The sequence below is a fragment of the Kitasatospora sp. NPDC028961 genome (assembly GCF_055564815.1).
Genome location: NZ_JBVHVO010000012.1, coordinates 178343 through 202714, shown reverse-complemented (window position 1 = coordinate 202714; position 24372 = coordinate 178343). Strand labels below are relative to the sequence as shown.

General features: G+C 73.9%; 17 protein-coding genes, 1 other RNA gene and 1 pseudogene. 16 read left to right on the top strand and 3 right to left on the bottom strand.

Annotation, left to right across the window (positions count from 1 at the left end; all coding sequences use genetic code 11):
• Nucleotides 1-125: 125 nt before the first annotated feature.
• A complete protein-coding gene (locus tag ACZ4UX_RS22080) occupies nt 126-3020 on the bottom strand; it encodes an FtsK/SpoIIIE domain-containing protein (protein WP_465707886.1) in 2895 nt (964 codons plus the stop codon).
• A gap of 413 nt (nt 3021-3433) precedes the next feature.
• Between ACZ4UX_RS22080 and ACZ4UX_RS22075 the strand changes: the two genes are divergently transcribed.
• From ACZ4UX_RS22075 to prfB, 3 genes are all read left to right on the top strand, one after another.
• Nucleotides 3434-5314: a serine/threonine-protein kinase gene (locus ACZ4UX_RS22075; protein ID WP_465707885.1), complete on the top strand. Its 1881-nt coding sequence runs from the start codon at nt 3434-3436 to the stop codon at nt 5312-5314.
• Nucleotides 5315-5527: 213 nt separating this feature from the next.
• Nucleotides 5528-6787 carry a serine/threonine-protein kinase gene (locus ACZ4UX_RS22070; protein WP_359809219.1) on the top strand — a complete coding sequence of 420 codons (1260 nt, stop codon included), beginning with the start codon at nt 5528-5530 and terminating at the stop codon, nt 6785-6787.
• A gap of 57 nt (nt 6788-6844) precedes the next feature.
• On the top strand, nt 6845-7957 hold the full coding sequence (gene prfB / locus ACZ4UX_RS22065) for a peptide chain release factor 2 (RefSeq protein WP_329487884.1): 1113 nt from the start codon (nt 6845-6847) through the stop codon (nt 7955-7957).
• A 78-nt stretch (nt 7958-8035) separates the two neighbouring features.
• On the opposite strand, the gene ACZ4UX_RS22060 is transcribed toward prfB, so the two are convergent.
• On the bottom strand, nt 8036-8230 hold the full coding sequence (locus ACZ4UX_RS22060; RefSeq protein ID WP_329487883.1) for a hypothetical protein: 195 nt from the start codon (nt 8228-8230) through the stop codon (nt 8036-8038).
• Nucleotides 8231-8579: 349 nt separating this feature from the next.
• Between ACZ4UX_RS22060 and ftsE the strand changes: the two genes are divergently transcribed.
• From ftsE to ACZ4UX_RS22020, 8 genes are all read left to right on the top strand, one after another.
• Entirely contained in the window at nt 8580-9269 is a 690-nt protein-coding gene (gene ftsE / locus ACZ4UX_RS22055; protein WP_329487882.1) for a cell division ATP-binding protein FtsE, read from the top strand.
• A 60-nt stretch (nt 9270-9329) separates the two neighbouring features.
• The gene (gene ftsX, locus ACZ4UX_RS22050) at nt 9330-10241 is read left to right on the top strand and encodes a permease-like cell division protein FtsX (RefSeq protein WP_329487881.1); all 912 of its coding nucleotides are present in this window, start codon (nt 9330-9332) and stop codon (nt 10239-10241) included.
• A gap of 113 nt (nt 10242-10354) precedes the next feature.
• Nucleotides 10355-11497, top strand: coding sequence for a S41 family peptidase (locus ACZ4UX_RS22045; RefSeq protein ID WP_465707884.1), 1143 nt, complete (start codon nt 10355-10357; stop codon nt 11495-11497).
• A 58-nt stretch (nt 11498-11555) separates the two neighbouring features.
• Complete coding sequence (smpB, locus tag ACZ4UX_RS22040) at nt 11556-12032, top strand: SsrA-binding protein SmpB (protein ID WP_329487879.1); 477 nt, start codon at nt 11556-11558, stop codon at nt 12030-12032.
• Between the two features lie 110 nt (nt 12033-12142).
• Nucleotides 12143-12524: a transfer-messenger RNA gene (gene ssrA / locus ACZ4UX_RS22035) on the top strand.
• 246 nt (nt 12525-12770) lie between these two features.
• Nucleotides 12771-15074: a HelD family protein gene (locus ACZ4UX_RS22030; RefSeq protein WP_352296299.1), complete on the top strand. Its 2304-nt coding sequence runs from the start codon at nt 12771-12773 to the stop codon at nt 15072-15074.
• A 329-nt stretch (nt 15075-15403) separates the two neighbouring features.
• On the top strand, nt 15404-16876 hold the full coding sequence (locus ACZ4UX_RS22025; RefSeq protein ID WP_329487878.1) for an NAD-dependent malic enzyme: 1473 nt from the start codon (nt 15404-15406) through the stop codon (nt 16874-16876).
• Between the two features lie 507 nt (nt 16877-17383).
• Nucleotides 17384-17665: an HU family DNA-binding protein gene (locus ACZ4UX_RS22020; protein WP_030059737.1), complete on the top strand. Its 282-nt coding sequence runs from the start codon at nt 17384-17386 to the stop codon at nt 17663-17665.
• A 93-nt stretch (nt 17666-17758) separates the two neighbouring features.
• Here ACZ4UX_RS22020 and murA read toward each other — a convergent pair whose 3' ends face one another.
• A complete protein-coding gene (murA, locus tag ACZ4UX_RS22015) occupies nt 17759-19099 on the bottom strand; it encodes a UDP-N-acetylglucosamine 1-carboxyvinyltransferase (protein ID WP_329487877.1) in 1341 nt (446 codons plus the stop codon).
• Between the two features lie 324 nt (nt 19100-19423).
• Between murA and ACZ4UX_RS22010 the strand changes: the two genes are divergently transcribed.
• The 5 genes and pseudogenes from ACZ4UX_RS22010 to ACZ4UX_RS21990 all read left to right on the top strand — a co-directional run.
• Nucleotides 19424-20008, top strand: a complete 585-nt coding sequence (locus tag ACZ4UX_RS22010) for a YqgE/AlgH family protein (protein WP_329487876.1) — start codon at nt 19424-19426, stop codon at nt 20006-20008.
• A 110-nt stretch (nt 20009-20118) separates the two neighbouring features.
• A complete protein-coding gene (locus ACZ4UX_RS22005) occupies nt 20119-20400 on the top strand; it encodes a DUF3039 domain-containing protein (RefSeq protein WP_329487875.1) in 282 nt (93 codons plus the stop codon).
• 208 nt (nt 20401-20608) lie between these two features.
• Nucleotides 20609-22219 (top strand): beta-N-acetylhexosaminidase, encoded by a 1611-nt coding sequence (locus ACZ4UX_RS22000; RefSeq protein WP_465707883.1) that lies wholly within the window; start codon nt 20609-20611, stop codon nt 22217-22219.
• 321 nt (nt 22220-22540) lie between these two features.
• Nucleotides 22541-23407, top strand: a complete 867-nt coding sequence (locus tag ACZ4UX_RS21995; protein ID WP_329492115.1) for an FAD binding domain-containing protein — start codon at nt 22541-22543, stop codon at nt 23405-23407.
• 71 nt (nt 23408-23478) lie between these two features.
• Nucleotides 23479-24009, top strand: a pseudogene (locus ACZ4UX_RS21990) ((2Fe-2S)-binding protein); the annotation flags it as partial.
• Nucleotides 24010-24372: the final 363 nt, after the last annotated feature.

The window sequence follows — 24372 nt, the reverse complement described above, 5'->3', positions numbered from 1 at the left end:
CACCGCCGGTAGCCCTCCCTACGCGTACCCGCGGCGTACCCCTCTCCCCCTCTTTTTCTCCCCCCCCCCCCCCCCCTCCTTCTCTCCCCCCCCCCCCCCCCCCCCCCCCCCCCCCCGCCGCCGGGTCAGTGCGTGGCCGCCCGCTGGAGCGCGCTCGCCAGCAGGGCGAGGTCGGTCGGGCCGTTGCCGAGCTCGCGCACCGGCCGGCGGGCCGGCGGGGCACCGAGCTGGAGCGGGTCTATCGCGACCACCGTCGGCCGCAGGGTGGCGGTCCGCGGGATGCGGCCGCTGATCCGGGCGCTCTGGAACGCGGTGACACCGCCGTCCGGCAGCCGCAGATAGCCGCGGCCGGGGGTGTCCTCGCCCAGGGCGGCGGCGTCACCGAGGTGGATCAGCAGGTCCGAGTCGGCCGGGTCGTCGGTGCGCAGCGCGATCCGCAGCAGCGCGGCCTCGTCGACCTCGGTGCCGGCGCTCTCCTCGGGGCGGCCGGTGGTGACGGCGAGGTGGACGCCGAGCGGGCCGCCGCGGCGGGCGACGGCCGCGAGGGCGCGGGCCAGGGGCCGGCCGGCCGGGGAGGTCGGGGCGAGCAGGGCGTCGTAGTCGTCCACCACGACGACCAGCCGGGCGGGCACCACGGGGGCCGGGGCGGCGGCGGACCGGGGGGAGTCGCCGCTGCGGGGGTGGATGATCCTGGCGGTGGTCGCCGGCGCCGTGGTGCCGGCGGCGCCGACCGCGGCGGGTACCGGGACGGCCGGCCGGCCCGCTTCCAGGCCCCGGGCGTCGTCCTGCCCGCGCTCGCCGTCCAGGCCTCGCTCTCCGGCCAGGCCCCGCTCGCCGTCCAAGATGCGGGCCGCGTGCCAGGAGGCGAAGTCCAGGCCGTCGAACAGCCGCTCGCGCAGGGCGAGTTCGTCCTCCAGTGCCTCCGCCGCGAGCAGTGCGGCGCGCGGGTCGGTGGCGGCGTTGACCAGCCCGGTGACGTGCGGCAGCTCGGTACAGCCGTCCAGGCCCTCCTCCGTCGCCCGGCCCTCGATGAGGGAGACGGCCAGCCGCTCGGGCCGCTCGGAGACGGCCAGCGAGGCGACCAGGGTGCGCAGCAGCTCGGTCTTGCCCGAGCCGCGCGCGCCGCCGATGAGCAGGTGCGGGCCGCCCGGGTCGGGCGAGGGCAGGGTGAGCTCGGGGTCGGCGAGGTCGAGGGTGCAGAGCTCGTCGCGGGTGGTGCCCAGCAGGGCGGTGGCGGCGCCGATGCCGCCGGCGTGCGCGGCCCAGCGGGCCGAGAGCTTGGCCGGGGTGACGGTGTCGAGCTGCAGCAGGTCGAGCAGGCGCAGCGCGTCGGGCAGCGGGCCGCGGGCGGCGGGGACGGCCTCGCGCAGCGGGGCGAGGACGCGGGCCAGCCGTTCGGCCCAGACGTCGGAGACGGCGTCCAGCGAGACCTCGTGCAGCGTCTCGCGGCCCCGGGCGACCGGCCGGTCGAGGGAGAGCTGGGTGCCGACCTCGCCGGTGATCAGGGCGGTGGCGCCGACGCCGCGCGGCAGCAGCTCGGGCTGTTCGGCGAGGCAGATCGGGAAGATGCCGACGGCCGGGCCCTGGCGCAGCAGCAGGTCGAGCGCCTGCCGGGCGGCGTCGCCGGGCGGGCGGCCGTCGACCACGACCACGGTGGCGGGGTGGCCGCCGAGCCCGACCGGGCCGCTGAGCCGGGCGGTGAGCTCGGCGAGGCGGGCGGTGGCCTGCTCGTCGTCGAGGCCGATCAGCAGCCGGCAGTCCTGGCCGTCGACGGGGCGCAGGTGCGGCAGCCACAGCGCCCAGGCCCAGGTGTCGACGCGGTCCTGCGCGGGCCGCGCCGGGTCGGCGTCGACCACGACGAGGCTGAGGCCGGTGGGCGGGTGCAGGGCGGCCAGCTGGGCGACGACCGCGCGGGTGAGGGCGTCCAGCCGCTCGCGCGGGCCGCTGAGGCCGAGGCTGCCGGCGGTCTGCAGGTCGAGGGTGACCGGGACGGCGGGCAGCAGCGTGCCGGGGGTGGTGCCGGGCCCGCCGGGCCGGTCGGCGGTGCCGAGGCGCAGGGTGAGCGCGTCGGGGTGGCCGGGGCCGCGCTCCCAGAGCCGCGGGCCCGGGCCGAGGGCGTTGAGCAGCAGGGTGGCGAGGTCGGGCCAGCGCTCGCGCTGGGCGGCGGCCTGCCGGGTGCGGACGGCGGCGTGGTGGCGCTCGGCGCTCTCCTGGCCGGGCGGCTCGGCGCCGGCGCGGCCGAGCCGGAGCGAGAGCAGGCCCCGGCCGCGGCCGGGGGCGGGCTCGGGCGCGACGGGCGGTTCGGCCACCGGCGGCGCGGGCCGCGCGGGGGCGGGTGCGGCGAGCTGGAGGTGGCCGTGGCCGTCGGGCAGCGCCGCACGGGCGGGCGCGCCCGGGCCGGACCCGGGATCCGGCGGGGTGACCCGCAGGGTGGACTCGCCGATCCGCAGCAGGGCGCCGCCCTCCAGCGGGACGGCCTCCTCGGGCGGTCCAGGCGGGACGATCCGGCCGTCCAGGGTGGTGCCGTTGGTGGAGCCGAGGTCCCGCACGGTGACCCGGCCGTCCTCCCCGAGGTGCAGCGCCAGGTGGAGGCGGGAGACGTCGGGGTCGTCGAGCGGGACGTCGGCCTCGCCGGAGCGGCCGACCCGGATCTCCCGGCCGTGCAGGCGGTGCACGCCGCCGGCGTCGGGGCCGCCGACCACCCGCAGCTCGGCGGCGGCCGGGCCGTCGTCCGGGTCGTCGGCGGTCGGGTCGGGCTCGTTGAGGCTGAGGACGGCGCCGTCGAGCAGCGGGGGGTGGCCGAGCAGGGTGTGCTCGTCCACCCGGTGCGCCCCGGCGTACAGGTGTACATGGGTGGCGGCTCGTGGGCCGCGCACGCCCACGGCGCCCGCGAGGGCGCCCGCGAGGGAGCCGAGCGCGGTGCCGACGGGCGCGGTGACCAGCACGTCCACGTAGGGGATGGCGGAGCCGGCGGCTGCCGGGCCGCTGCGCGGTCGGAGGACGGTCAGCCGGATCTGCATCTCGCCCGCGGTCCCTTCTGCTGGTGCTGACGCCTGGTGCTGACGCTTGCTGCCCGGGCTGCCTGCGGTGGACGCCCCTGCGGGCGGCTGCGACGACGGTGGGCCACAAGAGTGGCGACTGTCATCCTGCCATCCGTCACCGACAGTCCGCGCACGGTACCGGATTTGACGATCTTGCGATCATCGCCATGGTGGGGGCGACGGAGGGTCAGGTCAACCGTCCCCCCGAACGCCCGGCCCGCCGGCCTCGGGGACCCCCCTAGGGGATGTCCCCCAGACCCGTCCGGAACCCTCGCCGGTCGCCCCGAAAACGTGAACGGACCCGGTTAGAGTGGCCGCAACACGGGCCCGGCAGGCTCACCGCACCTGCGGAGGAGCGCCCCGCGCGGGCGGCACGGCGAGGAGTGCGACAGGTGCGGCCAGTCGGCAGCAAGTATCTGCTTGAGGAGACCCTCGGACGGGGGGCCACCGGCACCGTCTGGCGCGGACGGGTCCGCGCGGATGTCGCGGTGCCCGGCAGCGAGCCCGGGCAGCCGGTGGCGATCAAGGTGCTGCGCGAGGAGCTCGCGGCCGACCCCGACGTGGTGATGCGCTTCCTGCGCGAGCGCTCGCTGCTGCTGCGGCTGACCCACCCCAACATCGTCAAGGTCCGCGACCTGGTGGTCGAGGGTGAGCTGCTGGCCCTGGTGATGGACCTGATCGAGGGCCCCGACCTGGCCCGCTACCTGCGCGGCAACGGTCCGTTCAGCCCGATCGCCGGCGCCCTGCTGATGGCCCAGGTCGCCGACGCGCTGGCGGCCAGCCACGCCGACGGCGTCGTCCACCGCGACCTCAAGCCGGCCAACGTGCTGCTCGCCTCCACCGTGGTGGACGGCACCGAGCAGATGCACCCGATGCTGACCGACTTCGGCATCGCCCGCCTCGCCGACTCTCCCGGCATCACCCGCACCCACGAGTTCGTCGGCACTCCGGCGTACGTCGCGCCCGAGTCCGCCGAGGGCCGCCCGCAGACCTCCGCGGTGGACGTCTACGGCGCCGGGATCATGCTGTACGAGCTGGTCACCGGCCGCCAGCCGTTCCAGGGCGACGGCCCGCTGCAGATCCTCCAGGCGCACCTCGCCCAGGAGCCGCAGCGGCCCTCCACCATGCCCGACCCGCTCTGGACGGTGATCGAGCGCTGCCTGCGCAAGGACCCGGCGCAGCGGCCGAGCGCCGTCGCGCTGGCCCGCGCGCTGCGGGTGGTCGCGGCCGGGGTCGGCGTGCACGCCTCCCCGGCGGCGGTGGACGCGGCGCTCGCGGTGGGCGCGCTGCTGCTGCCGGACCCGCAGCCGGCCGCCGTGCCGGGCCACCCGCCGGGCGTCCTGCCCGACGCCGCCGCGGGCGGGCCGGGTACGGAGGACCGGACCCAGGTGCTGCCGGCCGGCCAGCCGGGCGGGCAGCACTACGACCCGGCCGCCGCGACCCGGGTGATGGGCACCCAGCCGCCGCCGGCCGCCCCGTACGGCGCCGCGGACCGCACCCAGGTGATGCCGCCCACCCCGCCGGGACCGCCGCAGCCGGAGGCGCCGCACCCCTGGCAGAGCCAGCTGCGCGCCGCCCGCGACCGCAACCAGCAGACCGAGATCGGCTACTTCGACCCGGCGGACTTCGAGGCTCCGCCGGTCGCCCCGCCGCCGTACCAGGCCCGACCGGGCGGCCGGCCCGACCAGGGCGGCCAGGGCGGTCCGCCCCGGCCGCAGGGCTACCCCCAGCAGCCGCCGCCGCGCGGCTACCAGCAGGCCCCGCCGCCCGGCTACGCCCAGCGGCCGCCGGTGGCCCCGCCGCCCTACCAGGCGGGGCAGGGGGGCCAGGCCCCCGGCGGCCGCCCGCAGCCGCCGGGCGGCTACAACCAGGCCCCGCAGCACAACCAGGCCCCGCAGCCCTACGGGCAGCAGCAGCCGCAGGCCGGCCCGCCCGGCGGCTACCAGGCCCCGCCGCCGCCCGCGCCGCAGCGCCGGGCGGAGCCGCCCGCCCCGCAGCGGCGGGAGCCCCCGCAGCGCCGCGAGGCACCGCCGGAGCCCGCCCGGCGGGAGGCCGCGCCGGCCCGCGAGCCGCGCCGGCGCAGCCGCAACCGGATGTACATCCCGGGCCTCGGCTGCCTCAAGGGCTGTCTGATGGTGCTGCTGGTGCTGGCCGTGGCGGCGGTGGCGCTGTGGAACTTCACACCGCTCCCGCAGTACTGGGCCGACGTCCAGGACTGGTTCAGCAGTGCGAGCGACTGGGTGAGCAATATCGTCGGCAGCTCCAAGAACTGACCGCGGGGGCCCGGCGCCGCGCCAGGGGCCGGGCCCGGCGGCAACATTGACGCTTTGTCGACAATCCACGAGATTTCTCGCCCGCCAGTGCCCGCCGAGCGCCCTCAGGCGGCCCGCGAAGGGCGTTCGGGCGCGTAGGTTGGTCGCTGTTGTCCCGCCCCACCGAGCGCACCGGACCCTCCCCCGCGCGCTCCCGCCGCCCACGGAGCAGCATTGGCACGCAAGATCGGCAGCCGCTACACCGTCCACCAGGTGATCGGCCGGGGTTCCGCCGGGACGGTCTGGCTCGGTGAGGGCCCGGACGGCCCGGTCGCGGTCAAGCTGCTGCGCGAGGACCTCGCCGCCGACCAGGTCCTGGTCGGCCGCTTCGTCCAGGAGCGCGCCGCGCTGACCAGCCTCGACCACCCCCGGGTGGTCGGCGTGCGCGACATGGTGGTCGACGGCAGCGACCTCGCCCTGGTGATGGAGCTGGTCCAGGGCACCGACCTGCGCTCCCGGCTGGAGCGCGACGGCGCGCTCGCCCCGCAGACCGCCGTCTCGGTCATCGCCGACGTCGCCGACGGCCTGGCCGCCGCGCACGCCGCCGGCATCGTCCACCGCGACGTCAAGCCGGAGAACGTCCTGCTCGACCTCGCCGCCGCGCCCGGCCCCGGCGGCGCCCCGCGCGCCAAGCTGACCGACTTCGGCGTGGCCCGCCTGGTCGACGCCCCGCGCCGGACCCGCGCCACCCGGATCATCGGCACCCCCGACTACCTCGCCCCCGAGATCATCGAGGGCCTGGAGCCGCGCGCCGCCGTCGACATCTACGCGCTCGCCACCGTGCTCTACGAGCTGCTGGCCGGCTCCACCCCGTTCGGCGGCGGCCACACCGGCGCCGTGCTGCGCCGCCACGTCACCGAGCAGGTGCCGCCCGTCCCCGGTCTGCCCGACGGCCTCTGGCGGATCATCGCCGAGTGCCTGGCCAAGGCCCCGGCCTCCCGGCTGCGCGCCGCCGAGCTGGCCACCCGGCTCCGCGAGCAGCTGCCCGCGCTGGCCGGACTGCCGGTGCTCGCCGTCCCGCAGCAGGGCCGGACCCCGGCCGAGGAGCAGCTGACCCCCGGCGAGGCGGTGTACGCCGAGGTGGACGCCGCCCCCGGCGCCCACAAGCGCCGCCGCGGCCCGGCCGTCCCGCTGGTGCCCGGGGTCGCCCCCGACTCCACCCGGGACACCCACACCAGCCTGCGCCGCCCTTCCGCGCAGGAGCTGGCCTCCTACGCCGCCGAGTCCCGGGCGCAGCGCACCGCCCCGGGCGCCACCCACCGCCGGGACCGCCAGGCCCTGCTGCGCCGCCGCCGGCTGCTGGCCGTCCTGCTGGCCACCGTGCTGCTGCTGGCCGGTGCGGCCGCCGCCTGGACCGCCTTCGCCGCCACCGCGCCGGAGGGCGGGCAGGCGCCCCGTCCGGCCGTCCACTCCGCGCCGCCGCGGGCCCCGTAGGAGGCCCGGCGACCCCGGTGTCGCCAGGTGCCCCCCCGGAACCATTACCCTGGGTGCGTGGCAGCCGTCGATCCTTCCGAAGAGCTCAAGAACCTCGACACGACCATGGGGTCGATCGAGGCAGTCCTCGACCTGGACAAGATCCGGGCCGACATCGCGCGTCTGGAGGAGGAGGCAGCCGCCCCCGACCTGTGGGACGACCTCGCGAACGCGCAGAAGGTGACCAGCCGGCTCTCCTTCCTCCAGGGTGAACTGCGCCGCGTCGAAGGCCTGCGCAGCCGCATCGACGACCTGGGCGTCCTGTTCGAGCTCGCCGAGGCCGAGGACGACGCGGACACCCGCGTCGAGGCCGAGCAGGAGCTCGGGGTCGTCATGAAGGCGGTCGAGGAGCTGGAGGTCCGCACCCTCCTGTCCGGCGAGTACGACGCCCGCGAGGCGCTGATCAACATCCGCGCCGAGGCCGGTGGCGTGGACGCCGCCGACTTCGCCGAGCAGCTGATGCGGATGTACCTGCGCTGGGCCGAGCGGCACGGGTACCCCACCGAGGTGTACGACACCTCGTACGCGGAGGAGGCCGGCATCAAGTCCGCGACCTTCACCGTCAAGGCGCCCTACGCCTACGGCACCCTCTCGGTCGAGCAGGGCACCCACCGCCTGGTCCGCATCTCGCCCTTCGACAACCAGGGCCGCCGGCAGACCTCGTTCGCCGGTGTCGAGGTGCTCCCCGTCGTCGAGCAGTCCGACCACGTCGACATCGACGAGTCCGAGCTGCGGATCGACGTCTACCGCGCGTCCGGCCCCGGCGGCCAGGGCGTCAACACCACCGACTCGGCGGTGCGCATCACGCACCTCCCGACCGGCGTCGTGGTCTCCTGCCAGAACGAGCGCTCGCAGATCCAGAACAAGGCGTCCGCGATGAACGTCCTCCAGGCCAAGCTGCTGGAGCGGCGGCGCCAGGAGGAGCGGGCGGCCATGGACGCGCTGAAGGACAGCGGCAGCTCCTGGGGCAACCAGATGCGCTCCTACGTGCTGCACCCGTACCAGATGGTGAAGGACGTCCGCACCGAGTACGAGGTCGGCAACCCGCAGGGCGTGCTGGACGGCGACATCGACGGCTTCATCGAGGCCGGCATCCGCTGGCGCAAGCAGCGCGAGACTGCCGCGAACTGAGCGTGAACGACGGAAGGCCCCCGACGGAGATCCTGAAACCAAGGATCCGTCGGGGGCCTTCCGGCTGTCCGTCGTGGCTCAGGCCAGCGCCTGCCGGGCGATCAGTGCCACCGCGATCAGCCCGGCCAGCAGGGCCAGCAGCATCACGGGGGAGAGCGCGGCGAACGGACCCTGCTGCTCCTGCAGCCGGGCCCGGTTGGCGCGGCACACGGGGCAGCGGCCATCGCTCACGCGGCCGTTGCAGTTGGCGCACACCAGATGGTCGCAGGTCATGCGATCTCCTCCTCGCTGCTACTGCCAACGCACCGGACGGGGCTTTGGTTCCTGTTCTTGCCCTGTGCGGGGGAGTGGCCGGCCCCGGCCACCACCTCCACTCTGCCAGGTTCCGACCGTTCCGGCCCCCGGGCTGTGAGATGCCTCCAAATTTTCCGGGCATAACCGGACATTATCTCCCAAGATGAGGTTTCCGTCCCGGACCGGCCCTGCGAGCCGGACGCCGGTTCGCGTATGGTCCCAAGCCGGGAGTGGCCCTTTCCGCTCCCGCCGCCCGCCCCCGGGCCGGGCGCCCGGGGTGGACCGACCGAGGACTGGCGCCGCCTAGGATGGCCTCCGTGATGCAGCCGTGATCAGATTCGACAACGTCTCCAAGACCTATCCCAAGCAGAACCGTCCCGCCCTGGACAACGTCTCGCTGGAGATCGAGAAGGGTGAGTTCGTCTTCCTGGTCGGTTCGTCCGGCTCGGGCAAGTCCACCTTCCTGCGCCTGTGCCTGCGCGAGGAGCGCCCCAGCACCGGCGAGGTGCACGTGATGGGCAAGGACCTGGGCAAGCTGTCCAACTGGAAGGTGCCGCACATGCGCCGCCAGCTGGGCACCGTCTTCCAGGACTTCCGCCTGCTCCCCAACAAGACGGTCGCGCAGAACGTGGCCTTCGCCCTCGAAGTGATCGGCAAGCCCAAGAGCGCCATCAACAAGGTGGTGCCCGAGGTGCTGGACCTGGTCGGCCTCGGCGGCAAGGAGGACCGCATGCCGGGCGAGCTCTCCGGTGGTGAGCAGCAGCGCGTCGCGATCGCCCGGGCGTTCGTGAACCGCCCGATGCTGCTGATCGCGGACGAGCCCACCGGCAACCTCGACCCGCAGAACTCGGTCGGCATCATGAAGCTGCTGGACCGGATCAACCGCACCGGCACCACGGTGCTGATGGCCACGCACGACCAGGCCATCGTCGACCAGATGCGCAAGCGCGTCATCGAACTCGACAAGGGGCTGCTGGTCCGCGACCAGGCCCGCGGCGTCTACGGGTACCAGCACTGATCCCGTAGGCCGCCGGCCCGTCTCGCCCGACCAGCAACCGACCCTGGAGTTGTTACCCGCATGCGCGCCCAGTTCGTCCTGTCGGAGATCGGTGTGGGTCTCCGCCGCAACCTGACGATGACCATCGCGGTGGTCGTCAGTGTCGCGCTCTCCCTCGCCCTCGCCGGTGCCTCCCTGCTGGTTCGTGACCAGGTGAACTCCATGAAGGGGTACTGGTACGACAAGGTCGAGGTGAGCATCTACTTCTGCACCAAGGCGGATGCCCGCAACTCGCCGCAGTGCCAGGCGGGTGCGGCCACCGACCAGCAGATCGCCGACATCAAGACCCAGCTCGACAAGATGGACTCGGTCGTCCAGTCCTCCGTGTTCGAGGACTCCGCCGAGGCCTACAAGCACTGGAAGGAGATGAACCCGGACAACCCGCTCATCTCCGTCCTCGGCCCGGAGGCCATCCCGCAGTCCTGGCGGGTGAAGCTGAACGACCCGACCAAGTACGACGTCATCCAGAGCGCCTTCGCGGGCAAGCCCGGGGTGAAGTCGGTCGAGGACCAGCGCAAGATCCTGGAGAACCTGTTCGGCCTGCTGAACGGTCTCCAGACCGCGGCCTTCGTGATCATGGTGCTGATGCTCTTCGTCGCGTTGCTGCTGATCGTGAACACCGTCCGGGTGTCGGCGTTCAGCAGGCGGCGCGAGACCGGCATCATGCGCCTGGTGGGTGCCTCGAACTTCTACGTCCAGATGCCCTTCATCGCCGAGGCGGCGTTCGCCGCGCTGCTCGGCGCGGTGATGGCCTCCGGACTGCTGCTCGGCGGGCACTTCTTCGTCCACAGCTGGCTGGCCGAGCGGGTGCAGTTCATCCACTTCATCGGGCTCGGTTCGGTGCTGGCGGTGATACCGCTGCTGGTGGTGGTCGGGATGGGCATGGCCGGCATCGCGGCGTTCTTCACCCTGCGCAAGTACCTCAAGGTCTGACCCCGCGCGGCCCCGACGGCCCCGGACGGCACTGCGCCGTCCGGGGCCGTCGGGGTTTCGCCGTCGGCCGATCCGGCCCACCGCCCCGCACGCTGCGCCTACACTCCGATGCCATGCCAGAAACTCCGCGCAGAGCACGTCAGGTGGTCACCCTCAGCCTGGTGTTCGGCGCCGTGCTGCTGGCCGGGGCCGCGACCGGTGCCTGGGGCGACCCGGCCGCGCCGCACCCGCGCCCCTCCGGCGACGCGGCCCCGGCCGCCGTCGCCACGGTCGGGGCCGGCCAGGACCCGGCCGGCGCGGCCCTCTCCGAGCAGCAGGCCGAGCACCTGATCGGCGCCACCGGCGACCGCTGGGGCGCCTACTACAGCGCGCGGGAGTACGCCGAGTTCAGCCAGGGACTGGACGGCCGCTACCTCGGCGTGGGCCTCTCGGTCGGCCGGGGCCAGGACGGCGTCACCACGGTCTCCCAGGTGCTGCCGGCCGGTCCGGCCGCCGCCGCCGGGATCGCGGTGGGCGACCGGCTGCTGACGATCGACGCGGACCAGGCCGACCGGCTGCCGGTCACCGAGGTGGTCGCCCGGCTGCGCGGCCGCGAGGGCGAGCGCCAGGCCGGCTCCGAGGTGACCCTGACCGTCCGGCGCGGCGAGGGCGAGGTCCGCGAGGTCCGGCTGCGGCGGGCCCTGCTGGACAGTCAGCAGGTCGCGGTGGAGCGGCTGGACAAGGGGGTCGTGCGGATCACCGTGCGGGCCTTCACCAGCGGCGTCGCCGAGCAGGTGCGCGCCGCCGTGCACGGCGCCCACGGGGTGGTGCTCGACCTGCGGGGGAACTCCGGCGGGCTGGTCGAGGAGGCCGCCGGCACCGCCGCGGTCTTCCTGGACGGCGGCCCGGTCGGCTCCTACCAGGAGCGCGGCGGGACGCGCGAGCTGACCGCCCCGCCCGGCGGCGACCAGCGCACCCCGCTGGTGGTGCTGGTGGACGGCGGCACCATGAGCGCCGCCGAACTGCTCACCGGCGCCCTCCAGGACCGCAGCCGGGCCGTCGTGGTGGGCGGCCGGACCTTCGGCAAGGGCACCGTCCAGCAGCCCAGCCGGCTGGCCGACGGCGCGGTGCTGGAGCTGACCGTCGGGCGCTACTACACCCCCGCCGGCCGCTCCCCGGAGGGCGCCGGCCTGGTGCCCGACGTGCCCGCGTCCGGCACCGAGGACGCCGGCGCGCTGGCCCTGCGGGTGCTCGCCGGCCTCGGCACCCGGACCTGAGGCACCGCGGGTAAAGGAGCTGCCCGCCACCGCGTCGAGGTGCGAGAATGGCGGCGCTATGGCAAAGGAAACCGGACACAAGCTGATCGCGCAGAACAAGAAGGCGCGACACGAGTACACCATCCTCGACACCTACGAGTGCGGTCTCGTGCTCACCGGCACCGAGGTCAAGTCACTGCGCGAGGGGCGGGCCAACCTGGTCGACGGCTATGCCTACATCCAGAACCACGAGGCCTGGATCGACAACGTCTTCATCCCCGAGTACACCCAGGGGACGTGGACCAACCACGCCGCGCGGCGCAAGCGCAAGCTGCTGCTGCACCGGCTGGAGATCCACAAGATCGAGGCGAAGGTCCGGGACGCGGGCCACACCCTGATCCCGCTCTCGCTGTACTTCAAGGACGGCCGGGTGAAGCTCGAACTGGCACTCGCCGTCGGCAAGAAGCTGTACGACAAGCGCCAGACGCTGCGGGAGAAGCAGGACACCCGCGAGACGGCCCGCGCCGTCGCCGCCGCCCGGCGGCGCCAGCAGTGACCCGGCGGCCACGTCGGAGTTAATCCGCTGGACCCTCGCAGGCCGCCTCGCGTAGTATGGCGCCAGCACCACGGACGGTTCGCCGTCCGAGTTGTTTCTCAACAAAACATGGGGATGATCGGTTTCGACAGGGGAAGTCGAAACAGGAGAAGCGAGCCGAGGAACGCGGCAATGATCTCGTTAACCATCTGTCGCAAACAAATAATCGCCAACTCTAAGCGCGATTCCCAGCAGTTCGCTCTCGCTGCCTAATAAGCACCGATAGCGCTTGGGTGTCAGACCGGGGAGTTCCCGACCCGGACCCTGGCATAATCTAGGGAACTCAACCGTCCACCCGGGCTGCGGGGGTGGAGGGGAAATCAAACAGCAGCTGGGCCTGTTGGCGGCTTGTCCGCGTGACCGCCAGGGCCGAGAAAATCACAGCGGACTGCGCTCGGAGAAGTCCTGAATCCACTCCACTGGACCCGGGTTCGATTCCCGGCATCTCCACCACCCCATGTTTGAAGATCGAAGGCCGCCCACCGCTCAGCGGGGGGCGGCCTTCGTGCGTCCCGGGCCCCGTCCGGAGCCTCCCGCGCCACATTCCGGCCCTGGTGCGGCGCGGGGGAGGGGTGGGGGCGTAGGATTTTCCGTCCGCTCGTTTCGCCGGGCCGGACCCCATCCACCGCAGGACGTACGTCAGGGGGCTTCTTGGGCGAGACCGGCTCCACCCAGTACTCCGCCGCAACCACCGAGGCCATGCAGAGCAACACGGACACCACCGCCGTCACCGATTCCGAGACCGTCCGCGAGCGCGAGATCGCCGGGGAACAGCGTCACCTCGACACGGTCTACCACCGCCTGGAGGAGAAGCTCGCCGAGGCCGAGTACATCCTGGAGGACGCCGCCAAGCGCGTGCAGGTCGGCACCCCCGGCGCGCTCGCCGAGCGCGACGCCCAGGTGTACCGAGCCGGCGCGCACCTCCAGCGGCTCAACAACGAATTCGAGGACTTCCTCTTCGGCCGGATCGACCTCCAGCAGGCCGATGCGCCGGAGGAGCACGGCATCCCCTCGGACACCCCGCTCGACCCGGCCGACCCGGCCGTCGCCGAGACCCTGCACATCGGCCGGCTCGGGGTGCTGGACGCCGAGTACGGCCCGCTGGTGATCGACTGGCGGGCGCCCGCGGCGGCGCCGTTCTACCGCGCCACGCCGCTGGAGCCGGGCCGGGTGGTCCGCCGCCGGGTGATCCGGTCCAAGGGCCGCCGGGTGATCGGGGTCGAGGACGACCTGCTCCGCCCCGACCTGACCCCCACCCTGGACGGCCGCGAGCTGGCCGTGGTCGGCGACGGCGCGCTGATGGCCTCGCTCGGCCGGGCCCGCAGCCACTCGATGCGCGACATCGTCTCGTCCATCCAGAAGGAGCAGGACGAGGTGATCCGCGCCGCCGCGGCCGGGGCCACCCTGGTCACCGGCGGCCCCGGCACCGGCAAGACCGCCGTCGCCCTGCACCGCGCCGCCTTCCTGCTCTACCAGGACCGCCGCCGCTACGCCGGGGGCATCCTGGTGGTCTCCCCGACCCCGCTGCTGGTCTCCTACACCGAGGGCGTGCTGCCCTCGCTCGGCGAGGAGGGGCAGGTCGCCGTCCGCGCGGTCGGCTCGCTGGTGGACGGCATCGAGGCGGGCACCTACGACACCCCGGAGGCGGCCCGGATCAAGGGCTCGGCCCGGATGACGCAGCTGCTGCGCCGGGCCGCCAGGGGCGCCCTGGAGCTGGGCGCGCCGCAGGAGCTCAAGGTGGTCGCCCGCGGCGAGGTGCTGCGGCTGGACGCCGGCCGGCTGAAGGCCGTCCGCGGCCACGTGATCGGCTCCGGCGGCACCCCGCTGAACCTGCTGCGCCCGCGCGCCCGCAGGCTGCTGCTGGACGCCCTCTGGCAGGAGCTCACCCGGCACCTGCCCAGGCCCGCCGACCACTACGCCCGGGAGCAGCGCCAGGAGGAGAAGGAGTCCTTCGACGACTACGTCTCGGACGAGGCGCCGTTCCTGGACTTCCTGGACGCCTGGTGGCCCGCGCTGACCCCGCGTCGGGTGCTCGCCACGCTGAAGCAGAGCCGGCACACCAACCGGATCGCCCGTCGCGCCGTCACCCCGGAGGAGGCCAGGGTGCTGGCCGGCTCCTGGCGGCACCTGTCCGAGCGCGGCGAGGGCGCGCTGTCGGCGCACGACGTGGCGCTGGTGGACGAGCTCCAGGTGCTGCTCGGCGAGGCGGCCCGCCCGAGGGTCCGCGAGGTGGACGCGGTGGACCTGCTGAGCGGGCTGGACGAGGTCACCACCTTCGCCGACCGCAGCTCCAGACAGCGGGAGAAGGTGCCGGTGGAGCGCACCGAGTACGCGCACATCATCGTGGACGAGGCGCAGGACCTCACCCCGATGCAGTGGCGGATGATCGGGCGCCGCGCCCGGATGGCCACCTGGACGATCGTCGGCGACCCGGCGCAGTCCTCCTGGCCGTTCCCGCAGGAGGCGCAGGCCGCGCTGGACGAGGTGCTGGCCGGCAAGCCGCGCCGGCGGTTCACGCTGACCGTGAACTACCGCAACCCCGCCGAGATCGCCGAGGTCGCGGCCAAGGTGCTGGCGCTGGCGGCCCCGGGCACGCCCTCGCCGAGCGCGGTGCGCCACGTCGGCGTGGAGCCGCGCTTCGCGGCCGTCACCGATCCGTCGCCCCGGGCCTTCGGCGCGGCGGCCCGGGCGGAGCTGGAGCGGCTGCTGGCGGAGGTGGACGGCACCGTGGCGGTCGTCGTGCCGATGGACCGGCGGGCCGAGGCGGCCGGCTGGATCGAGGGCCTGGGCGCCCGCGCGGTGGCCCTGGGCAGCCTGGAGGCCAAGGGACTGGAGTACGACGCGACCGTGGTGGCCGACCCGACCGGGATCGCCGGCGAGTCGGAGGCCGGTCTGCGAGTGCTCTACGTGGCCCTCACCCGGGCGACCCAGCGGCTGACGGTGCTCTCCGGTCCGGACGACCTGCCGGACGCGGCCGGGGTGCCGGCGCTGCTGCACGGCTGACCGACCGTCGCGTGCCGCGGGCACGAAGAAGGCCCCTTACCGGCGGTGAGGGGCCTTCAGACGTTGATGACACCGACCCGCCATGCTCGCCTCGCGGCAAGTGGTCCCTCGAAGGGACGAAGGTTGGGCCCGGGGGCTTGGATCGAGCCGGTGTCCCGTCCAATGTAACGCATCTGCCCGGGGAGGCAAGAAGTTGTCGAGTCCGCACACTCAATGAACGTTATTTCTGGCTTCGCCCTGGTAGGTGCGACGATCGAGGTCTAGCATGCGCAGGCGAAGGGCTTCAACATTCTGTTGAAGCAGCTGACGGACGGAAGAAGGAAACGTCGATGGCGACGGTGCCCAGTGTCTCCAACTCGATCACGGTGCGGCTGGAGGTCCCGGCCAGGGGCAACGCCGTCAGTGCGATCACCACGGCGGTCGAGTCCTCCGGCGGCTCGGTCACCGGCCTCGACGTGACCGCCTCCGGCCTGGAGGCCCTGCGGATCGACGTGACGGTGGCCGCGTCCTCGGTCGCGCACGGCGAGGAGATCGTCGAGAAGCTCCGCACCATCGACGGCGTGTCGATCGGCAAGGTCTCGGACCGCACCTTCCTGATGCACCTCGGCGGCAAGATCGAGATGTCCTCGAAGCTCCCGATCCGCAACCGTGACGACCTGAGCATGATCTACACCCCGGGTGTCGCCCGGGTCTGCATGGCGATCGCCGAGAACCCCGAGGACGCCCGCCGCCTGACCATCAAGCGCAACAGCGTCGCCGTGGTCACCGACGGCTCGGCGGTGCTGGGCCTGGGCAACATCGGCCCGGCGGCCGCGCTGCCGGTGATGGAGGGCAAGGCGGCCCTGTTCAAGCGCTTCGCCGGCATCGACGCCTGGCCGATCTGCCTGGACACCCAGGACACCGACGAGATCGTGGCCATCGTCAAGGCGATCGCCCCCGGCTTCGCCGGCATCAACCTGGAGGACATCTCCGCGCCGCGCTGCTTCGAGATCGAGGCCCGGCTGCGCGAGGCCCTGGACATCCCGGTCTTCCACGACGACCAGCACGGCACCGCGATCGTGGTGCTGGCGGCGCTGACCAACGCGCTCAAGGTGGTCGGCAAGGAGATCGGCGACATCCGGGTGGTGATGTCGGGCGCCGGCGCCGCCGGCACCGCGATCCTCAAGCTGCTGCTCGCGGCCGGCGTCGAGCACGCCACCGTCGCGGACGTGCTGGGCGTGGTCCACCAGGGCCGTGAGGACCTCAACGACTCGCTGCGCTGGATCGCCGAGCACACCAACCGCTCGGGTCGCACCGGCAGCCTCAAGGAGGCCGTGGCGGGCGCCGACGTCTTCATCGGCGTCTCGGCCCCGAACGTGCTGGACGGCGACGACCTGGCCACCATGGCCGAGGACGCGATCGTCTTCGCGCTGGCCAACCCGGACCCGGAGGTCGACCCGGCGATCGCCCGCCAGACCGCCGCGGTGGTCGCCACCGGCCGCAGCGACTTCCCGAACCAGATCAACAACGTGTTGGTCTTCCCGGGTGTCTTCCGCGGCCTGCTGGACGCGCAGAGCCGGACCGTCAACACCGAGATGATGATCGCCGCCGCCCGCGCGCTGGCCACCACCGTCGCGGACGACGAGCTGAACGCCAACTACATCATCCCAAGCGTCTTCCACAAGGACGTCGCCAAGACCGTGGCCGCCGCCGTCCGGGACGCCGCCCTGGCCGGCCCCCAGGAGGAGCAGGCGCCGTCCCGGCCGACCCCGGGCATCGTCGGCACGCTCGACACCTCGTCCTTCCCCGTCTTCAAGCTCTGATGGCGGTACGCGACAGGTGTCGCGGATCGGTCAAATGACCGATTAGCGTCCTTACCCGCCCAAGCCCGCCCCGAACCCTTGCGACACAAGGGCGAGGGGCGTGTTTGGGCTTGTCGGGCCTAGGGCGTACGGTAGCCCTGCACGGGGCAGGCGTGTCCGACAAGTACGGAACGTCCCCCTGGTCTTCCGGCGCGTCGTCCCGACCGCCGCCCGCGCCCGGTCCGCCGGAGCCGACGGAGCGTCACACCTCCGGCGGGCGGGCTTTGTTCGGGTGGCACGGCCGGGGCCCGATTGGCTTTCTCGGGGCCGGTCGGGGCAGGATTCGTATCCAGGCAGGCAGACGGGCCGTCGACGGCACCGACCGCGGCACAGGGCGCGAACCCGGCCTGCGACCACGCATTGCCTGAATGAGCACTGTGTGCGGACCTGCGGCCTGTCCGGGTGCCCCCGGAGGGGAGCACCGATGGGCCCCCGCACACCGCAAGCGAACAGACCACAGGAGTACACATGAACCGCAGTGAGCTGGTGGCCGCGCTGTCCGAGCGCGCCGAGGTGACCCGCAAGGACGCCGACGCCGTTCTGGCCGCCTTCGCCGAGATCGTCGGCGAGGTCGTCGCCAAGGGCGACGAGAAGGTCACCATTCCCGGTTTCCTGACCTTCGAGCGCACCCACCGCGCTGCCCGCACCGCCCGCAACCCGCAGACCGGTGAGCCGATCCAGATCGCGGCCGGCTACAGCGCCAAGGTGAGCGCGGGCTCCAAGCTCAAGGAAGCCGCCAAGGGCGCCTGAGCAACCCCTTGAACGCCGAGAGGCCGGGTTCCCTTCGGGGAGCCCGGCCTCTCGCCGTGCGGCCGTGCTCCCCGGAGGGAACCCGGCCCCGGGTCAGGCGGTGACCAGCCGCTCGTTGGGCAGCTCCACGTGGGCGCCCAGGTCGCGCAGCTTCTCCATGAAGTTCTCGTAGCCGCGGTTGATCAGGTCGATGCCGTGCACGGTCGAGGTGCCCTCGGCCGCCAGCGCCGCGATCAGGTACGAGAAGCCGCCGCGCAGGTCCGGGATGACCAGCTCGGAGCCCATCAGCTTGGACGGGCCGGAGACGACCGCGGAGTGCAGGAAGTTGCGGGCGCCGAAGCGGCACGGGGTGGCGCCCAGGCACTCGCGGTAGAGCTGGATGTGCGCGCCCATCTGGTTCAGCGCCCCGGTGAAGCCGAGCCGCGACTCGTACACCGTCTCGTGCACGATGGACAGGCCGGTCGCCTGGGTCAGCGCGACGACCAGCGGCTGCTGCCAGTCGGTCTGGAAGCCGGGGTGCACGTCGGTCTCCAGGGCGATCGCCTTGAGCTCGCCGCCCGGGTGCCAGAACCGGATGCCCTCGTCGTCCACCTCGAAGGCGCCACCGACCTTCCGGAAGGTGTTGAGGAAGGTCATCATCTCCAGCTGGCGGGCGCCGCGGACGTAGATGTCGCCCTTGGTGGCCAGCGCCGCGCAGGCCCAGGAGGCGGACTCCAGGCGGTCCGGCAGGGCGCGGTGGTTGTAGCCGGAGAGCTCGTCCACACCGGTGATCAGGATGGTCCGGTCGGTGCCCATGGTGATGATCGCGCCCATCTTCTGCAGCACGCAGATGAGGTCGACGATCTCGGGCTCCACGGCCGCGTTGCGCAGCTCGGTGACGCCCTCGCAGAGGACGGCCGTGAGCAGCACCTGCTCGGTCGCGCCGACCGAGGGGTAGGGCAGCTCGATCCGGGTGCCGCGCAGCCGCTGCGGGGCCACCAGGTAGGTGCCCTGCGGGTGCTTCTCGATGCTGGCGCCGAACTGGCGCAGCACCTCGAAGTGGAAGTCGACCGGGCGGCCGCCGATGTCGCAGCCGCCGAGGCCGGGGATGAAGGCGTGGCCGAGGCGGTGCAGCAGCGGGCCGCAGAAGAGGATCGGGATGCGCGAGGAGCCGGCGTGCGCGTCGATGTCGGCGACGTTGGCACTCTCCACGTGGGAGGGGTCGAGGATCAGCTCGCCGTCCTCGTCACCGGTGCGCACGGTGACCCCGTGCAGCTGGAGCAGGCCGCGGACCACCTTGACGTCGCGGATGTCCGGGACGTTGCGCAGTCTGCTGGGGCCCTGCCCGAGGAGGGCGGCGACCATGGCCTTGGGGACCAGGTTCTTCGCACCGCGGACGCGGATCTCGCCTTCGAGCGGGTTTCCGCCGTGGACCAGCAGGACGTCGTCGGTCATCGTTCTCGCAATCCGGGGTGCCAGAGGAGTGGGTGCGGCTCCGGGTGGGAGCCGGGCGGTGGACCGGTCGTACGGGCGCGCTCGGGCCCCCGGCGTGACCGAGTCGGCACCGCATAAGGGCGTCCACCATCAGTAGATGGTAGTAGGCGTATCGGTGGTTCCCGTCTGCCTCTCCCGTGATGGTGCTCCCGCCCGGGGGTGTCGCGCCCGCCGGTGCGTCCGTACGGGTGTTCGCGCCGCCGTCCGCGGCGGGTGGCGGGCCCTCGCCGGCCGGCTTCGCGTCGAGGTGTCCGGCCCCGGTGGTTCTGCGGGATCATGTGAGACATGACGGCGGCCCATACGCACGGAGGCCGGTCGCACACCGGCCGATTGCTCGTCGCTACGCCCGTGCTCACCGATCCGAACTTCGCCCGGGCGGTGGTGCTCCTCCTCGACCACGACGCCGAGGGGGCGCTCGGTGTGGTCCTCAACCGGCCGACGCCGGTCGAGGTGGGCAGCGTGCTGGACGGCTGGGGCGGTCTCGTCGGGCACCCCGCCGTGGTGTTCCAGGGCGGCCCGGTGGCGCTGGACTCCGCGCTCGGCCTGGCGGTGGCACCGGGCGAGCCGGAGACCGTGGAGCCGCTCGGCTGGCGCCGGGTGCACGGGGCGATCGGCCTGGTGGACCTGGAGGCGCCGCCCGAGGTGCTGGCCGGTGAGCTCGGCGGCCTGCGGATCTTCGCCGGGTACGCGGGCTGGTCGCCGGGGCAGCTGGAGGCGGAGCTGGGCACCGGGGCCTGGTACCTGGTCGACTGCGAGCCGGGGGACATCTCCAGCCCCGAGCCGGAGCGGCTGTGGCGCGCCGTGCTGCGCCGCCAGCGCGGCCCGTTGGCGCTGCTCGCGACGTACCCGGACGACCCCACGCTGAACTGACCCGAGGGCCGGCCGGCGGGCCGGTCCGCGCCGCCCGCGGCAGCCCCGCGGGCGCGGCCGCCGGCACGACACTGGCCCGGTTTCCCGGGGCGCCCATAGACTTGGCACCTATGAGCACTCTTGAGCCCGAGCGCGGCCTCGGCACCGGCACCCTGGTCGAGCCCGTCCCCCAGGTGTCCCACGGGGACGGCGACCACGAGCGCTTCGCGCACTACGTCCAGAAGGACAAGATCATGGAGAGCGCGCTCTCCGGGTCTCCCGTGGTGGCGCTCTGCGGCAAGGTCTGGGTGCCCGGGCGCGACCCGAAGAAGTACCCGGTCTGCCCGATGTGCAAGGAGATCTACGACGGCATCGGCAAGCCGCAGGACGGCAAGGGCGGCGACGACAAGTAGCCCGGCCGCCTGGCCCGGCCGGGTCGCCCGGTCCGGGACGGCGCCGACCCGTCCGCACGGCACCGTTCCGCACGGTGCGGTTCCGCACGGCACCGTTCCGCACGGCACCGTTCCGCACAGCGCTGTTCTGCACTGCGCCGTTTTGCACTGTGCGGCATTGTGCAAAGTGGTCTATGCCAATTGACCGGGCCGGGGGCAGGATGGCGGAATGGACCTCATTCCCGCCCCCTTGAGTTCCGTCCGCCTCCAGGACCAGGACTTCCCCCTCGACCGCTCCACCACCCTGACCGCGCCGCCGGAGCTGTCCGGGGCCGAGCGGTGGCTGCGCACCGCGCTGACCGCCGCCACCGGACTGCCGCTCGGTCCCGGGCGGCCCGGCGAGGGCATCGAACTGGTCCACGACGCGACGCTGGCCGGTGAGGCGTACCGGCTCTCGGTGCGCCCCGGCCGCGCCGTGGTCACCGCCGGCGGCCCGGCCGGCGCGCTCTGGGGCGCGCAGACCCTGCGCCGCCTGCTCGGCCCGGACGCCTACCGCCGGGCGCCGCTGCGCGACACCGGGTGGGTGCTGCCCGGCGTCGACATCGAGGACGCCCCCCGCTTCGGCTGGCGCGGCGCGCTGCTGGACGTCGCCCGCCACTTCCTGCCCAAGTCCGACGTGCTGCGCTTCATCGACCAGCTCTCCGCGCACAAGCTCAACGTGCTCCACCTGCACCTGACCGACGACCAGGGCTGGCGGGTGGAGATCAAGCGCTACCCGAAGCTCACCGAGCTGGCCTCCTGGCGGGAGCGCTCGATGGTCGGCTACCGCTCCGCCCAGCGCCGCGACGACCGCCCGCACGGCGGCTTCTACACCCAGGACGACCTGCGCGAGATCGTCGCGTACGCCGCCGAACGGGCGATCACCGTCGTCCCGGAGATCGACCTTCCGGGTCACTCCCAGGCCGCCATCTCCGCCTACCCCGAACTGGGCAACACCGACGTGGTGGACACCGCCGCCCTCGGCGTGTGGACGGACTGGGGCGTGAGTCACAACGTGCTCAACCCCTCCGAGGCCACCGTCCGCTTCTTCGAGGGGGTGCTGGAGGAGGTCCTGGAGCTCTTCCCGTCCGAGTTCGTCCACCTGGGCGGCGACGAGTGCCCGAAGGAGCAGTGGAAGGACAGCGCCGCGGCCCAGGAGCGGATCCAGGAGCTCGGGCTGAGCAACGAGGACGAGCTGCAGAGCTGGGTGATCCGGCACTTCGACCGCTGGCTGGCCGAGCGCGGGCGCCGGCTGATCGGCTGGGACGAGATCCTGGAGGGCGGGCTGGCACCCGGTGCGGCGGTCTCCTCCTGGCGCGGCTACGGGGGCGGGATCGCCGCCGCGCAGGCCGGGCACGACGTGGTGATGTGCCCCGAGCAGCACGTGTACCTGGACCACCGGCAGGCCCCGGGCGAGGACGAGCCGGTCCCGGTCGGCTTCGTCCGCACCCTGGAGGACGTGTACCGCTTCGAGCCGGTGCCGGCGCAGCTCGACGAGGCCGCGGCCCGCCGGGTGATCGGCACCCAGGCCAACCTGTGGAGCGAGTTCATGGACAGCGCCCGGGACGTCGACTACCGGGCCTTCCCCCGGCTCGCGGCCTTCTCGGAGGTGGCCTGGTCCGCGCTGCCCGCCGACCCGGCCGAGCGCGACTACGCGGGCTTCGAGCGGCGGATGGAGTCGCACCGGGCCGTGCTGGACGCGCTCGGCGTCGAGTACCGCCCGGTCGACGGGCCGCACCCCTGGCAGCGCCGGCCCGGGGTGGCCGGCCGTCCGATCGAGGGGGCGCCGCCGGCGGTCTGACCACGATCGGCCACCGGGCTCCATGGCGACCGGGAACTTCTGAGTGGTCATCCGACGTCAAGAACAGATGAACATCTGCTCCGGTCCGGTTTCGGGCCGGAGCAGATACCGCCCGGTATGCGTCCCAATCGGGCAGTTCCGTTCGCCCGTCCCGAAATGATCATCGAGCATTGTGTGCCAGAGTTGCCCAACCCGGCCCGATCGCCCGTACCCTACGGGCCAGGCCGGGCTGCCGACGCGGACACCCCGGCCGAGGGCCGCGGGCGGCAGGCGATCGATGAGCAAGTGGAGCACGGTGGGACCCAGGTGAACCGGACGATCATGCTGCCGGCCTCCCTCGACGAGGCCGTCGACGCGCTGGCCGCCACCCCGGCCGCGGTGCCGGTGGCCGGCGCCACCGACCTGATGGAGGCCGTCAACGCCGGGCGGTTGCGCCCCGCGGCCCTGATCGGCCTCGGCCGGATCACCGAGCTGCGCGGCTGGCGCTACGAGGACGGCGGCACCGCCGTGCTCGGCGCCGGGCTCACCCACGCCCGGATGGACCGCCCCGACTTCGCGGCCCTCATCCCCGCCCTGGCCGACGCGGCCCGGACCGCGGGGCCCCCGCAGGTGCGCAACGTCGGCACCCTCGGCGGCAACATCGTCACCGCCGCGCCGGCCGGCGACACCCTCCCGGTGCTGGCCGCGCTGGAGGCCACCGCGACCCTCGCCCGGGCCGGCGCCACCCGCGAGGTCCCGGTCAGCCACCTGCTCACCGGCCTCGACCCGCTGCGCCCCGGTGAGCTGCTCACCTGGGTGCGCGTCCCGCTGCTGCACGCCCCGCAGGTCTTCCTCAAGGCCACCGGCCGCAGCGGCCCGGCCCGCGCCACCGCCTCCGTCGCGCTCGTCCTCGACCCCGCCCGGCGCGCCGTGCGCTGCGCCGTCGGGGCCGTCGCCCCGGTGCCGCTGCGCCCGCTGGAGGCCGAGGCCTGGGTGGCCGGCTGCATCGACTGGGACGGCAGCCGCGAGATCGACCCCACCGCGACGGCGGCCTTCGGCGAGTACGTGGCCGCCGCGTGCGTACCCGACAGCTACGGCGCCGAGGGCGCCTGGGAGGCCGTGACCGAGGGGCCGAGCGCGGCCGCCGTTCGGCTGCGGCGTACCGTATCGGTGCTGGCCCGCCGGGCACTGGGAAGGGCGCTGAAGTGACCACTGACCCCATCGGAACCCTCGACGCCGGCCCGTTCGACCACGCGCCGCAGGTCAGCCGCGAGCTGCGCCCCTGCGCCTCGTACACCCTGCGGGTCAACGGTTTCGAACGGCCCGTCACCGACGCCTGGATCGGCGAGAGCCTGCTGTACGTGCTGCGCGAGCGGCTCGGGCTGGCCGGCGCCAAGGACGGCTGCGAGCAGGGCGAGTGCGGCGCCTGCTCGGTCCAGGTGGACGGCCAGCTGGTGGCCGGCTGCCTGGTCCCCGCCGCGCTGGCCGCGGACAGCGAGATCAACACCGTCGAGGGCCTCTCGGCCGGCGGCGGCGCCAGCGAGGTCCAGCAGGCGCTGGCCGAGTCCGGCGCGGTGCAGTGCGGCTACTGCACGCCCGGCATGGCGATGGCCGTGCACGACCTGCTCCAGCGCAACCACCGGCCCACCGAGGTCGAGGCCCGCCAGGCGCTCTGCGGCAACCTCTGCCGCTGCACCGGCTACCGGGGCGTGCTGGCCGCGGTGCAGTCCGTCGCCGACGCCCGCGCCCTGGGGGCCGAGGAGGCGGAGGAGGCCCACGCGGCGGCCGCCGGGGCGGCCGCGCCCGCCGGCGACGCCCCCGCGGGTGGGGCACCGGCGCCCGAGCCGGCCGCCCGGGCCGCCGACCTGCCGGTCTACACCGACGCCGACGCCTGGATCGAGCACGTCCCGCAGTCGCACGGCTCGCAGTCGCCCGTCGAGGAGGCCCCGGCCCCCGGCGGGGCGGGCCCGGGCGTGCCCTACGGCGCCCCCGACGGCCACGGCGGCTACGACACCGGCGTGTACGACACCGCGGTGCTCACCCCCGTCACCGGCATCCCCGCCCAGGCGGCCGGCGAGGGGCAGGGCTACTACCCGCCGCAGGGCTACCCCGAGCAGCAGCCCTACCAGGGCGCCCCCGCACCCGGTGGCTACCTGCCCGGCGGCTACCCGGAC